Genomic DNA, 12,317 nt, shown 5'->3' with positions numbered 1-12,317 from the left:
TCTGTCGGAGGGACAGGGATGGCCGAACCGCGCACCGAAGCGCTTCACAGGAATGCCGAGGGACTGGACATCCAGGCCCCGGACACCATCCTTTCTTCGCTCGCCAATGCACAGATCGAGGCCGCCAAGGCCGTCCGCGACGCCATTCCCGCCATCGCTGCCGCAGCCGAGATCATCGCCGGCCGGCTGAACGGCGGCGGCAAGCTCGCCTATGCGGCGGCCGGCAGCTCCGGCCTGATGGCGCTGGCCGACGCGCTGGAATTGCCCGGCACGTTCGGCATCAAGCGCGAGCGCATCGTCATCCTGATCGCCGGTGGCGACGAGGCCTTCAAGACATTGGCCGGCGGACCCGAGGACGACACAGATGAGGCCTCGGCGGCTGTTGCCGGCGCGGGCATCGGCAAGGGCGACTGCCTGATCGCGATTTCGGCCAGCGGCTCCACGCCCTATGCGGTCCAGGCGCTGAAGGATGCGCGCGACCGGGGCGCGGCGACCATCGCCATTGCCAACAACAAGGACACGCCGCTTCTGAAGCTGGCCGACGTTGCCATCTTGCTGGAGACGCCGCCGGAAGTGATTGCCGGCTCGACGCGCATGGGCGCCGGCACCGCGCAGAAGATCGCGCTCAACATGCTGTCGACGCTGACCGCCATCCATCTCGGCCATGTCCATGACGGCTACATGGTCAATCTCACCGCCGACAACATCAAGCTGCGCGACCGCGCGGCCCGCATCGTCGCCGCCATCAGCGGCCACGACAGGCAAGATGCCGCGCGCCTGCTCGAAGAGAGCGGCGGCGTTGTCAAAACCGCCATTCTGCTCGCCGCCGGCGCCGCCAACGCCGATGTGGCCGAGAAGATACTGGAAAGGACCGGCCAGAAGCTCAGGCCAGCCCTTTCCGCGATCGAGGGGAACAAGGGCGCGAAGGCCCCTGTTCTCAAAACCGAACCTGAAAAAGGTCAACAGGGAGACTAAGCATGACAACGAAACTACTGACGGCACTGCTTCTCGGCACCAGCATTCTCGGCACCGCCGGGCTGGCTCACGCCGCTGACGTTACCCTCAACATCGAAAGCTGGCGCGGCGACGACCTCACCATCTGGAAGGACAAGCTGATCCCCGCCTTCGAAGCCAAGAACCCGGGCATCAAGGTGGTGTTCGCACCGTCGGCCCCGACCGAATATGACGCCGCACTCGGCGCCAAGCTCGCTGCAGGCTCGGCTGGCGACCTGATCACCTGCCGCCCGTTCGACAAGTCGCTCGAACTGTTCAAGAAGGGCAACCTCGCCGACCTGTCGGCGCTGCCCGGCATGGAAAACTTCTCGCCTGTCGCCAAGGCCGCCTGGCAGACCGACGACGGCAAGGCCAGCTTCTGCGTGCCGATGGCCTCGGTCATCCACGGCTTCATCTACAACAAGGACGCCTTCGACAAGCTCGGCATCAAGGTGCCGACGACGCGTGACGAATTCTTCGCCGCGCTCGACAAGATCAAGGCCGACGGTACCTACATCCCGATGGCGATGGGCACCAAGGATCTGTGGGAAGCCGCGACCATGGGCTACCAGAACATCGGCCCGAACTACTGGAAGGGCGAAGACGGCCGCGCAGCCCTCATCAAGGGCGAGCAGAAGCTGACCGACGCCGACTGGGTCGCGCCCTATGCCGAACTGGCCAAGTGGAAGCCCTACCTCGGCGACGGCTTCGAAGCCCAGACCTACCCGGACAGCCAGAACCTGTTCACGCTCGGCCGCGCCGCCATCTACCCGGCCGGCTCGTGGGAGATCGGCCTGTTCAACACCCAGGCGCAGTTCAAGATGGGCGCCTTCCCGCCGCCGGTCGAGAAGGCCGGCGACACCTGCTACATCTCCGACCATACCGATATCGGCATGGGCCTGAATGCAGCGTCGAAGAATGCCGATGCGGCCAAGACCTTCCTGTCCTGGGTCGCTTCGCCGGACTTCGCCACCATCTACGCCAACGCACTGCCGGGCTTCTTCAGCCTGAACTCCAACCCGGTGAAGATGGAAGACCCGCTGGCGCAGGAATTCGTCTCCTGGCGCGACAAGTGCAAGTCGACGATCCGCTCGACCTACCAGATCCTGTCGCGCGGCACGCCGAACCTGGAAAACGAGACGTGGGTTGAATCGGCCAACGTCATCAACGGCACCGATACGCCGGAAGCTGCTGCCAAGAAGCTGCAGGACGGCCTCGACAGCTGGTACAAGCCGGGCAAGTAAGAGCTCAGAGACAGACCGGCCGGGCGCACGCCCGGCCGGCCTTCACTTACAGATTGCGATTGTCGGCACTGCCTCTCGGCCTTACCCTCTTGTCTTGTGGGGAAAGGCTAGCTGACCAGTCGCAGGCCTTCGTCCTGCCCATGCCGGGGCAAGGACATCGGGGCCGTGCATCGAGGCATCATCTGGCATTGACACCCTTTTGGAACCGAGAGACGGCGGGGACCGCACTCATGGCCGCAGAAACACGACCGAAACGACCGTTCCGCTGGCATATCGGCGTCTTCCTGGCGCCGGCCCTGCTGGTTTATACGGCGATCATGATCCTGCCGCTGGCCGGCACGCTGCAGCTGTCGCTGTTCCGCAACATCGAGCAGCACCAGGTCTTCGTCGGCTTCGAGAATTTCCGCACTTTGTTCGGCGACCCCAACTGGTCGGTCAATTTCTGGAACGCGCTGCGGAACAACGTCTGGTTCTTCATCATCCACATGCTGGTGCAGAACCCGATCGGCGTCATGCTCGCAGCATTGCTGTCCAGCCCTAGGCTGAGGTTCGCCGCCTTCTACCGCACGGCGATCTTCGTGCCGACCATCCTGTCCTTTGTCATCGTCGGCTTCGCCTGGAAGCTGATCCTGTCGCCGCTGTGGGGTGTGGCGCCGCATCTGATGGACCTGATCGGCCTGAAAAGCTTCTTCACGCCATGGCTTGGCAAGGAACAATACGCGCTGACCGCGCTCAGCCTGATCTCGGTGTGGCAGTTCATCGGCATCCCGATGATGCTGATCTATGCAGCGTTGCTGTCGATCCCCGAAGAGGTGATCGAAGCCGCCGAATGCGACGGCATTACCGGCATGTCGCAGTTCTGGAAGATCAAGCTGCCGCTGATCCTGCCGTCGATCGGCATCATCTCGATCCTGACCTTCGTCGGCAATTTCAACGCCTTCGACCTGATCTACACCGCGCAAGGCGCGCTCGCCGGGCCGAACTATTCGACCGATATTCTGGGCACCTTCCTCTACCGCGCCTTCTTCGGCTTCCAGCTGCAGGTCGGCGATCCCAATATGGGGGCGGCGATCGCCACGATGATGTTCCTGATCATCCTTGGCGGCGTCTGCGTCTACCTGTTCCTCGTCCAGACGCGCCTGCGTCGCTACCAGTTCTGAGGGACGGAGATGTCGAGCTTGAACACCCCCCTCTGCCTTGCCAGGCATCTCCCCCTCAAGGGGGGAGATCAGATGTCGCGAATGCTTTCGCCAACCACCAACGTTGCAAGGTGGACGGCAGGGTCAATGCTGCCAATCTCCCCCCTTGAGGGGGAGATGTCCGGCAGCACAGAGGGGGGTGCCCTGGCGCCAACCTCACCTGCGTTGGCTCGTCAGGAGACCGTCCAATGAGCACTGCTACCCGTTCGCTGCCCCGCACCATCGGCGCCCACGCTATCCTGCTGACCTACACGGTTATCGCGCTGTTCCCGGTGATCCTGGTCATCATGAATTCGTTCAAATCCCGCGCCGGCATCTTCAGCGAGCCGCTGACGCCGCCGACGCCGAAGACCTTCGACCTGATCGGCTACAATACGGTGATCGGCCAGGGCGACTTCATCCACTATTTCCAGAACAGTCTCGTCGTTACCGTCGCCTCGCTGTTCTTCGTGCTTCTATTCGGCGCCATGGCGGCATTCGCGCTGTCGGAATACCGCTTCCGCGGCAACACGCTGATGGGGCTTTATCTCGCGCTCGGCATCATGATCCCGATCCGGCTCGGCACCGTCGCCATCCTGCAATTGATGGTGGCGAGCGGGCTGGTCAACACGCTGACGGCGCTGATCCTGGTCTACACCGCGCAAGGCCTGCCGCTGGCCGTGTTCATCCTGTCGGAATTCATGAAGCAGGTGTCCGACGATCTGAAGAATGCCGGTCGCATCGACGGGCTGTCGGAATACACCATCTTCTTCCGGCTGGTGCTGCCGCTGGTGCGGCCCTCGATGGCGACGGTCGCCGTCTTCACCATGATCCCGATCTGGAACGATCTGTGGTTCCCGCTGATCCTGGCCCCGTCGGAAGAGACCAAGACGGTGACGCTCGGCGCGCAGCTGTTTCTTGGCCAGTTCGTCACCAACTGGAACGCCATCCTGGCAGCGCTCTCGCTGGCGATCATGCCGGTGCTAATCCTCTACGTCATCTTCTCGCGGCAGCTGATCCGCGGCATCACTTCCGGAGCCGTCAAGTGAGTTTAGAAAGACCTCTTCGCGTCGTCGTCGCTGGCCTTGGCAATATGGGCCGCAGCCATGCGCTGGCCTATCACACCAATCCGGACTTCGAGATCGCCGCACTGATCAACCGCTCAGACGTGCCGCTGCCGGAAGGGCTATCGGGCTATGGCATCAGGCGTTCCTTCGACGACGCATTGCGCGAGGAAAAACCCGATGTTGCCTGCATCGCCACCTATTCCGACAGCCATGCCGACTATGCGGTGAAGGCATTCGAAGCCGGCTGCCATGTCTTTGTCGAGAAGCCGCTGGCGACGACGGTTGCCGACGCCAAGCGCGTCGTCGCCGCGGCCAAGGCCAACGGCAAGAAGCTGGTGATCGGCTACATCCTGCGCCATCACCCGTCCTGGGTCCGGCTGATTGCCGAGGCGCGCAAGCTCGGCGGCCCTTACGTGTTTCGCATGAACCTCAACCAGCAGTCGTCGGGCCCCACCTGGCAGACGCACAAGCAGTTGATGCAGACGACGTCGCCGATCGTCGATTGCGGCGTGCACTATCTCGACGTGATGCTGCAGATCACCGACGCCAAACCGGTCGAGGTGCGCGGCATGGGGCTGCGGCTGACCGAGGAGATCGCGCCGACCATGTACAATTACGGTCATCTGCAGGTGCTGTTCGATGACGGTTCGGTCGGCTGGTACGAGGCCGCCTGGGGGCCGATGATTTCGGAGACGGCGTTTTTCGTGAAGGATGTGATTTCGCCCAATGGCTGCGTGTCGATCGTCATGAAGGAAGGCGTGAAGTCCGACGACATCGACACCCACACCAAGACCTCGACGATCCGGCTGCACAGTGCGGCGACCGGATCGGACGGCAAATTCGCCAGGCCGGACGAAATGCTGTCAATGGAAGGCGAACCCGGCCACCAGGATCTCTGCGACCTCGAACAGGCCTTTGTGCTGAAGGCGATCCGGGAAGACATCGACCTGACCCGCCACATGGACGACGCCGTAAAATCGCTCGCCGTCTGCCTTGCCGCCGATGAGAGCGTGCGCAGCGGCGCCGCCGTCAAACTCTAGAACAAGGACGAAGCCGTGGGCTCGCTGGTAATCGAGAATGTGAAGAAGGCTTTCGGGCCTGTCGAGGTGCTGAAGGGCATCAACCTCGAAGTGACGGATGGCGAGTTCGTCGTCTTCGTCGGCCCGTCGGGCTGTGGCAAGTCGACTTTGCTGCGGGTCATTGCCGGGCTGGAAGATTCAACCTCGGGCCGGGTAGTGATCGATGGCGCCGATGTTTCGGCCACGCCACCCGCCAAACGCGGCATCGCCATGGTGTTCCAGACCTACGCGCTCTACCCGCATTTGACGGTGAAGAACAATATGGGCCTTGGCCTGAAACAGGCCGGCACACCAGCAGCCGAGATCGATCGCCGCATCGGCATCGCCTCGTCGATGCTGTCGCTGGAGCCTTATCTCGAGCGGCGACCGGCGGAGCTCTCCGGCGGTCAGCGCCAGCGCGTCGCCATCGGCCGCGCCGTGGTGCGCGAACCAAAACTGTTCCTGTTCGACGAGCCGCTGTCCAACCTCGATGCCGCGTTGCGCGTCAACACGCGGCTGGAGATCGCGCAGCTGCACCGTCGGCTGAAGGCAACGATGATCTACGTCACCCACGACCAGGTCGAGGCGATGACGCTGGCCGACAAGATTGTGGTGCTCAATGCCGGCCGCATCGAGCAGATCGGCGGCCCGATGGAGCTCTACAATTCGCCGGCAAACGAGTTTGTCGCCGGCTTCATCGGCTCGCCGAAGATGAATTTCATCGACGGCGCGCGGCTGGGCGAGACGGCCAAGACCATTGGTGTGCGACCGGAGCATCTGACGGTCGACGCCAAGTCCGGCGCCTGGAAGGGAACGGTCGTCCACGCCGAGCATCTCGGCGCCGACACCAACCTCTATCTCGACTGCGAGAAGGCCGGGCTGATCACGGTGCGCATTTTCGGTGTGTACGATGCCGAGCCCGGTGCAACGCTTTACGCGACGCCGGAGCCGGGGAAGACCTATCGGTTCGGCGTGGACGGGAAAACGATCAAATAGTCCGCTGCGGACAGCAACACGGCGATCAGACCGCGCCGAGCAGCACCGCGCCGTGAATGGCCGCCTGCCAGCCCAGGGCCGCCCAGCGTATGTCCAGGGGCTGGACAAGAAGCGAGTGCGGCAGGCTGTCCGCGACGCGCTGCTTGAGCGTGAGGCGGGGATAGGACTTCATGTCGACGATCCCGCCGCCGATCAGGATCGTCTGCGGGGAAAACAAAGCGGCCGCCGTTGCGATGGTCACCGCTTGCTGCCAGACGATCTCGTCCAGCCATTCGCGCAGCGATGGCGGCTGCCCGGTCGCCGAAAACAGCTCGGCCACCGGAATATCGTAATCCGCTGCAAGGTCGACGAGCGTTGCCCCCGAGGCATAGGTCTCGACCCGGTTCGGCGGCCCGCTCTCGTCGGGCCGGTAGATCGGCATGTGGCCGATTTCGAGCGCCCAGCCGCCACCCCTGAAAATTCCATCCTTGCCGAGATAGGCCGCACCGATGCCGGTGCCGAGATAGACCGCCAGCACCTCCTTTTGTTGCTTCACCGCGCCGGCAACGCTTTCGCCCAGCAATTGCAGCACGACGTCGCGTTCAAGCCTGACGGGAACGCCGAGCCGCGATGCCAGTTCCGAGCCCAGCCGGATGCCATTCAGCTCGGGAATGTTGGCCGTATGCAGCACCGTGTCGAAATCGCGGTCGATGAAACCCGGTACCGTTGCAACGACGCGCACCGGCTTGAGACCGGCATCGCGGCAGGCTGCGATGACGGCGTCGGCCAGTCCCGCCACCGGCGCGCCCTGGCGCAATTGTGAGGTCGGATAGGTGCGGGCGAAATCCACCGGATTGCCGTGGTCGGCGAAGCCAACCTTGACCGACGTGCCGCCGATCTCGACCACGGCAATCGTGTCGTCCGTCGTTTGATCGGTCATGCGAGCGCTTCCAGAAACTCCGAAAGACAGGCGCGGAACTCCCGCTGGTAGGCTACGCGATCCTGCGATTTGGCGGTGATGGTGCAAAGCCGGGCTGACGGAATGAGCCCGGCCAGTGCCTGCGCATCGGCCATGCGATGGACGAGGTCATGGTCATGACCGATGACCAGGGTCGGCACCGCGATGGAACGGATGTCGGCCTCGCTCACACCGGGCCCATCGCCTGCGATTGCCACCAGCAATCTGCCGAACAGAACCGGATCCGGGCGAGTGAAGAAGCCTTGCAGGCTGGCGAGATTGTCCGGCGCCAGCCTGGCCAGTTCGGCTGATACAGGGCTTTCATCGAAGAGACGCCTGGCATGCTCGGGCGAGTGGCGCATCAAGAGATCGCCGACCACGGCGTAGGGCTTCATGTTGGCCGGCGCCGACTCGGACACCCAGGCAGGCCGTGCGAGTACCAGCGCGCGCACGCGCGCCGGTCTGTGCACTGCCAGGCGCAGCGCCAGCGCTGCGCCCATCGAGATGCCGCCGACAACAGCCGGGCCGATGCCGAGATCGTCGGCCAGCGCTTCGACATCTTCAGCGAACGTTGCAATCGAAAGCCGCTCGACCGGCCCGTAGCCGGAGCCACCCTGGCCCCGGCATTCCAGCGTCAGGCGCCGTGCCTGCGGCCGATCGGGAAACACGTCGGCGACCTGCGCCTCATCGCCGCCCAGCCCATGCTGGAAGATGACGGGAAGGCCGGTGCCGACATCCCGATAGGCAAGGTCGACACCGTCGCGGCTGAAGGTCTGTTTCACGCTTTTCCGCTTTCTTCGAGGACGCTGCGAAGGAAGGCGCCGACGCCAGGCGCCTCGGCCTCGGTCAGGCCATGCGTGATCAGAGGACCATCAAACCCGGCGGCTTTCAGGCGGCCGATGAAATGCGGAAAGTCGACGACGCCCTGGCCTGCGGCGGCAAAACTGCCATCGGCATGGCGATCCTTGGCGTGGGCCATGCCGATCTCCGCGGCCAGTAGATCAATAGCCTCGTCGATCAGGCGATGACGCTCGGCTTTGTCAGCCACTTCGAACAGATTGGCCGGGTCGAGCACGATGCGCAGGCGCGCACTCTTCATCTCGTCGAGCAGTCGGCGAGCCGCCTTCGCACTGGAGACGACATTGGCGAGTTCCGGTTCGATGCCAAGCTCGATGTCGAAGCGGTCGGCAATCGCGACCGCTGCTTCCATCTCCGCACGGAGGTCGCTCCAGGCGGCGTCGCTGGCATTGTCTGGGTGCCAGCGCCACTGATCCTGCGCATCCCTGGTGCCGGTGCAGAGCGTAATCAGCCTTGTGCCCATATCGGCGCATGACGCCGCGAGCACCTCAAGCCGGGCAAGACCTGACACGCGAACCGAGCGATCCGGGTGGATCATGTTGTAGGTTCCAGACACGGCCGCAATCGAAACACCGGTCTGGCTGCTCGCCTCGGCGACGGATCGAGCCACATCGGGCTCGATGCTGTCCGGCATCGACGGCAAGCCAAGGCACGCCATGTTGAACTGTGCCGCCGGGTAGCCGGCATCCGCCACCGCGCGCAGCACCGGCAGAGCGCCGGTGGCGGCGAAGGTCTTGGCGAAAATCCCAAGCTGCATCAGACAACCCCGTCGACATCGGCGAGGTTGACGGCGCGGCCGCCGGCAGCGGCGGAGCGGGCGATTGCCGCCATCCCCCTGACCGATGCGATGCCGTCCTCGATGCCGGCGCCAACCATGGGCGCGCCATTCAGCACCACATCGGCAAAACCTTCGATCTGGCGGCGATAGAAGTGGCCGTCCGCGCCAAGCGTGCGATGCCAGCTGCCATCGGCCTCGCGGAAAATGTCGACCTCGCTGCTCTTGTAGTACCAGGGGTTATAGGTCTTCGCGAGAACGCTGCCGTTCTGGCCGTAGATCTGGAACCCTTCGTGCCAGTCCATGCGCACGGCGACCGTCAGGTCGAGGTGGCCGACCGAACCGTCGGCGAAGATGGCGGTGACGAACCAGCAATAGGCGCCGTAACGCTCGGTGAGCCGGGCCTCGACCGCCTCGATCGAGCCATACAGATGGCGCGCCGTGTCGAGGAGATGGCTGCCATGCGCCAGCATGTAGTATTGGCGCAGGTTCGCCTTGGGGTTGACCGACGGCTTGCGCGCCTTGGCGCTGGTGATGATCAGCGGCTGCACCGCGTCAGTCATCGGGTAGCGATGAGTGCTGTCACAATACCAGCCCTTGAACGCCAGGCGCTCGCCCATCTCGTCGTCGACGAAGGCCTTTGCCGCCTGGATGCCCGGATCGAAGCGCTTCATATGGCCGACCTGAAGCACCTTACCGCTCCTGTCGAGCGCAGCCCGCAAGCCTTCGACTTCCTCGACGGAGACGCCCAGCGGCTTCTCGCACAGCACATGCTTGCCGGCATCGAGCGCCAGTTCCGCTGCCTTCACGTGGAACGTGTCCGATGTCGCGATGATGACGGCATCGAGGTCAGGATCGGCCAGCATCTGGCCATAGTCGGCATAGGATTTTTCGGGCGCGTAGGTCGCCGCCATCCTGTCGCGCAGATCGTCGGCGACATCGCAGATGGCATAGAGATCTGCATTGCGCGCCTTGGTGCAGGATTCGAAATGCGCCGCCTGCGCAATCGGGCCGCAGCCGAGCACGCCGACACGCAGCCGCTTTTCGTCTTTGCGAGGCATGGAAACTCTCCTGATTAGCGCGCGGCGAGGCCGCGAAGTTGAAATTGCGGATCGCCCGACAAAGCTGCCTGATGCAGCAGACAGGCAGCGCCCAGGGCCGGACCGTCGGCGCCGACGCGCGACAGTTCGACTGTGGGAACGGGATAACCTTCGGCGAGGAAGTCCTGCAGGAAAGCTTCCACCTGTTCGGCGACAAAGGGATAGACGGCATTGACCGAGCCAGAGAGGATGATGCGTTCCGGCTGCAAGGTGCAGGCGAGCGTCGCCAGGCCGCGGCCGAACCAGAGCGCCCAGTCGCGCGCGGTGGCGACGGCCGCCGGATCGCCGTCGGCGAGTGCGGCGACGAACTCATCCACGCCGGCGCGCCGCCCGCTTATGTGGAGATAGCGGGCGAGCAGCGCATCCTTGCCGACATAGGATTCCAGCCGACCCGGGCGCTTGGCGTCGAAGACAAAACCTTCGTCGCCGATGCGCAGATGGCCGATTTCGCCGGCGCCGCCGAGCCGGCCGCGATGCAGCCTGCCGGCGTTGATGATGCCGCCGCCGACGCCATTCTCGATCAGGATGACCAGGGCGTCCTCATCGTCCTTTCCCGGCTGTGCCCGGTATGTCTCGGCCACCGCGACGGCATTGGCATCGTTTTCCAAGAGGATCGGAAAATCATCGCCAAAGGCGTTGCCCAAAAGCTCCGCCAGATTGACCCCGTGCCAGCCAAGGATAGTGGCATGGTATGAAACGCCGTCGGCGGCGGGGAAGCCGGGCACGGCGACGTTGAGCCCGTAGAGGCGCGCGCCCGCAGGTAGTTGCGAGCGGATCTCTCCGACAAGCTCCTTGATGATGGCGACCGCCGCCTCAGGCGTGCTGCCAGGGCCGGCAAAGGCCCGCGAGGCGCCGGCACGCTGCGCGCCGGCAAGGTCGACGGCCACCGCTGCGATCCAGTTCACACCGATATAGGCGCCGAGGAAGAAGCCGCCATTGCCTTCGATCTCGACCAGGATACCGGGGCGGCCGACCCGGCCTTCGCCATCCTGCTCATCATCCGCTCCATCCGACCGCTCACGTGCCAGACCGGCTTCGGTCAATCCCAGAACCAGGGCGCCGGTGGTCGACCGGGTCAGACCGAGGTCGCGTGCAAGCGCCGCCCGGCTCGACGCGCCCGCACGAAACAGCGCCGCAAGGGCCCGCGTTTCATTCGGCCGAAGATCGGTCGACACTAGCACATTTTCCTCCATGATTTGTTTGATTGACATACTAATCAACTTTCTCTGCGATTTGAAAGGGACAAAATAGAGTGCAATGCAACAAAATATTTGGCCTTCCGAGCCTATTGACCCAAGTTTCAAACGGTGATTTGTATCCGAAACTTACAAATTGGCATGGGAGGATGCGATGCCGGTTCTAGCGCGTCTCGAACATATCGTGAAGGATTTCGGTGCCGTCCGCGCGCTGGACAATGTCTCGCTCGACATCAATGAGGGCGAGGTTCTCGGCCTGATGGGCGACAATGGCGCCGGCAAATCGACGCTGGTCAAAACCATCGCCGGCAATTTCCAGCCGACATCAGGCACGTACGTTCTCGAAGGCAAACCGGTGCTGCTGTCGGGGCCTGCGGATGCGCGCAGGCACGGCATCGAGGTCGTCTACCAGGATCTGGCGATTTGCGACAATCTGGCGGCGTCGGCCAATGTCTTCCTTGGCCGCGAGATCATGAGACAGCTTGGTCCGCTGAAGGTGCTCGACCACAAGAGCATGAACCAGCGCTCGGCCGAGATCTTTCGCGAGCTGAAGTCGGAGACAAGGCCCGCCGATCTGGTCGTGCGCATGTCGGGCGGCCAGCGGCAAGCGGTGGCCATCGCCCGGACCCGGCTGGCCAAATCCAAGATCGTGCTGATGGACGAGCCGACGGCTGCGATCAGCGTCAGGCAGGTCGCCGAAGTGCTGGCGCTCATCCGACGCATGAAGGACCAGGGCCTGTCGGTCATTCTGATCAGCCACCGCATGCCCGACGTGTTCGAGGTCTGCGACCGTGTGGTGGTGATGCGCCGCGGCCGCAAGGTCGCCGACAAGCCGATCGCGCAATCCAGCCCCGAGGAAGTCACCGGTCTGATCACCGGCGCCATCCAGACCGCCTGAAACAGCCTCTTCACGGA

General features: G+C 63.8%; 12 protein-coding genes. 7 read left to right on the top strand and 5 right to left on the bottom strand.

Annotation, left to right across the window (positions count from 1 at the left end; all coding sequences use genetic code 11):
• Positions 1 to 18: 18 nt before the first annotated feature.
• From AC1DZ8_RS02870 to AC1DZ8_RS02845, 6 genes are all read left to right on the top strand, one after another.
• Positions 19 to 975 carry an N-acetylmuramic acid 6-phosphate etherase gene (locus AC1DZ8_RS02870; RefSeq protein WP_477306512.1) on the top strand — a complete coding sequence of 319 codons (957 nt, stop codon included), beginning with the start codon at positions 19 to 21 and terminating at the stop codon, positions 973 to 975.
• Positions 976 to 977: 2 nt separating this feature from the next.
• Complete coding sequence (locus AC1DZ8_RS02865) at positions 978 to 2,237, top strand: ABC transporter substrate-binding protein (protein ID WP_477306510.1); 1,260 nt, start codon at positions 978 to 980, stop codon at positions 2,235 to 2,237.
• 230 nt (positions 2,238 to 2,467) lie between these two features.
• On the top strand, positions 2,468 to 3,397 hold the full coding sequence (locus AC1DZ8_RS02860; protein WP_477306508.1) for a carbohydrate ABC transporter permease: 930 nt from the start codon (positions 2,468 to 2,470) through the stop codon (positions 3,395 to 3,397).
• Positions 3,398 to 3,624: 227 nt separating this feature from the next.
• A complete protein-coding gene (locus AC1DZ8_RS02855) occupies positions 3,625 to 4,464 on the top strand; it encodes a carbohydrate ABC transporter permease (protein WP_454575885.1) in 840 nt (279 codons plus the stop codon).
• Positions 4,461 to 5,522, top strand: coding sequence for a Gfo/Idh/MocA family protein (locus tag AC1DZ8_RS02850; RefSeq protein WP_477306506.1), 1,062 nt, complete (start codon positions 4,461 to 4,463; stop codon positions 5,520 to 5,522). Before AC1DZ8_RS02855 ends, AC1DZ8_RS02850 begins: the two co-directional genes overlap by 4 nt.
• A 15-nt stretch (positions 5,523 to 5,537) precedes the next feature.
• Positions 5,538 to 6,536 (top strand): ABC transporter ATP-binding protein, encoded by a 999-nt coding sequence (locus AC1DZ8_RS02845; protein ID WP_477306504.1) that lies wholly within the window; start codon positions 5,538 to 5,540, stop codon positions 6,534 to 6,536.
• A 25-nt stretch (positions 6,537 to 6,561) separates the two neighbouring features.
• Here AC1DZ8_RS02845 and AC1DZ8_RS02840 read toward each other — a convergent pair whose 3' ends face one another.
• The 5 genes from AC1DZ8_RS02840 to AC1DZ8_RS02820 are packed head-to-tail and all read right to left on the bottom strand — an operon-like array spanning position 6,562 to position 11,381.
• A complete protein-coding gene (locus tag AC1DZ8_RS02840; protein ID WP_477306502.1) occupies positions 6,562 to 7,455 on the bottom strand; it encodes an ROK family protein in 894 nt (297 codons plus the stop codon).
• The gene (locus AC1DZ8_RS02835) at positions 7,452 to 8,255 is read right to left on the bottom strand and encodes an alpha/beta fold hydrolase (RefSeq protein ID WP_477306500.1); all 804 of its coding nucleotides are present in this window, start codon (positions 8,253 to 8,255) and stop codon (positions 7,452 to 7,454) included. The genes AC1DZ8_RS02840 and AC1DZ8_RS02835 overlap by 4 nt, the downstream gene beginning before the upstream one ends.
• Positions 8,252 to 9,088, bottom strand: a complete 837-nt coding sequence (locus AC1DZ8_RS02830; RefSeq protein ID WP_477306498.1) for a sugar phosphate isomerase/epimerase family protein — start codon at positions 9,086 to 9,088, stop codon at positions 8,252 to 8,254. The genes AC1DZ8_RS02835 and AC1DZ8_RS02830 overlap by 4 nt, the downstream gene beginning before the upstream one ends.
• Positions 9,088 to 10,167 (bottom strand): Gfo/Idh/MocA family protein, encoded by a 1,080-nt coding sequence (locus AC1DZ8_RS02825; RefSeq protein WP_477306496.1) that lies wholly within the window; start codon positions 10,165 to 10,167, stop codon positions 9,088 to 9,090. The genes AC1DZ8_RS02830 and AC1DZ8_RS02825 overlap by 1 nt, the downstream gene beginning before the upstream one ends.
• A 14-nt stretch (positions 10,168 to 10,181) precedes the next feature.
• Positions 10,182 to 11,381: an ROK family transcriptional regulator gene (locus AC1DZ8_RS02820; RefSeq protein WP_477306494.1), complete on the bottom strand. Its 1,200-nt coding sequence runs from the start codon at positions 11,379 to 11,381 to the stop codon at positions 10,182 to 10,184.
• Between the two features lie 175 nt (positions 11,382 to 11,556).
• On the opposite strand from AC1DZ8_RS02820, the gene AC1DZ8_RS02815 reads away from it, so the two are divergent.
• Positions 11,557 to 12,300 (top strand): ATP-binding cassette domain-containing protein, encoded by a 744-nt coding sequence (locus AC1DZ8_RS02815; protein WP_477306492.1) that lies wholly within the window; start codon positions 11,557 to 11,559, stop codon positions 12,298 to 12,300.
• Positions 12,301 to 12,317: the final 17 nt, after the last annotated feature.

Source organism: Mesorhizobium sp. P2_F7 (assembly GCF_056403695.1).
The sequence above is the reverse complement of the archived record's forward strand: the minus strand, read 5'-3'. Positions and strand labels throughout refer to the sequence as shown.

Coding starts and splice junctions, on each gene's coding strand:
- AC1DZ8_RS02870 (WP_477306512.1), top strand. CDS start 19: ATGGCCGAACCGCGCACCGAAGCGCTTCACAGGAATGCCGAGGGACTG.
- AC1DZ8_RS02865 (WP_477306510.1), top strand. CDS start 978: ATGACAACGAAACTACTGACGGCACTGCTTCTCGGCACCAGCATTCTC.
- AC1DZ8_RS02860 (WP_477306508.1), top strand. CDS start 2,468: ATGGCCGCAGAAACACGACCGAAACGACCGTTCCGCTGGCATATCGGC.
- AC1DZ8_RS02855 (WP_454575885.1), top strand. CDS start 3,625: ATGAGCACTGCTACCCGTTCGCTGCCCCGCACCATCGGCGCCCACGCT.
- AC1DZ8_RS02840 (WP_477306502.1), bottom strand. CDS start 7,455: ATGACCGATCAAACGACGGACGACACGATTGCCGTGGTCGAGATCGGC.
- AC1DZ8_RS02830 (WP_477306498.1), bottom strand. CDS start 9,088: ATGCAGCTTGGGATTTTCGCCAAGACCTTCGCCGCCACCGGCGCTCTG.
- AC1DZ8_RS02825 (WP_477306496.1), bottom strand. CDS start 10,167: ATGCCTCGCAAAGACGAAAAGCGGCTGCGTGTCGGCGTGCTCGGCTGC.
- AC1DZ8_RS02815 (WP_477306492.1), top strand. CDS start 11,557: ATGCCGGTTCTAGCGCGTCTCGAACATATCGTGAAGGATTTCGGTGCC.